Source organism: Streptomyces alkaliphilus (assembly GCF_014141535.1).
Taxonomy (GTDB): domain Bacteria; phylum Actinomycetota; class Actinomycetes; order Streptomycetales; family Streptomycetaceae; genus Streptomyces; species Streptomyces alkaliphilus.
Window position 1 is genome coordinate 1 of the sequence record NZ_VKHT01001656.1, and the last position, 556, is coordinate 556.

A 556-nucleotide genomic window follows, 5' to 3' on the forward strand; every position below is an offset into this window, starting at 1 on the left:
GCTCGCCCCCACCGCCCCGCTCTTCGTGGAGGAGCCGGTACTGCCCGAACACACCCACCTGCTCGCGGGGTTGGTGGGCTGTTCCCCCGTCCCGCTGGCCACCGGCGAGCGGCTGTACTCGCGGGCCGAGGTGCTGCCCGCCCTGCGGGCCGGGATCGCGGTGCTGCAACCCGATCCCTCGCACGCCGGCGGCATATCGGAGGTGCGGCGCATCGCCTCCCTCGCCGAGACCTTCGACGTGCCGATCGCCCCGCACTGCCCGCTCGGTCCCGTCGCCCTCGCCGCGAGTCTGCAACTCGCCTTCGCGACACCGAACTTCCTCATCCAGGAACACAGCCTCGGCATCCACTACCACTCCGGGGCCGAGTTGCCGGACTACGTCGTGGACCGCGAGGTCTTCCGACCGCGGGAGGGACACTTCGCGCGTCCGACCGCGCCGGGGCTGGGCATCGAGGTGGACGAGGCCGCCGTGCGGGCGGCCGACGACAGCGCCCCGGAGTGGCGCAATCCGTTGTGGCGCCACCCCGACGGATCCTTCGCCGAGTGGTGCCTGTTT

Annotated in this window: 1 protein-coding gene; it reads left to right on the top strand. The window is 72.5% G+C overall.

The window, feature by feature from the left end; all coding sequences use genetic code 11:
- A partial coding sequence (locus tag FNQ90_RS26180; RefSeq protein ID WP_323380197.1) for an enolase C-terminal domain-like protein occupies window positions 1-556 on the top strand: 556 nt, incomplete at both ends.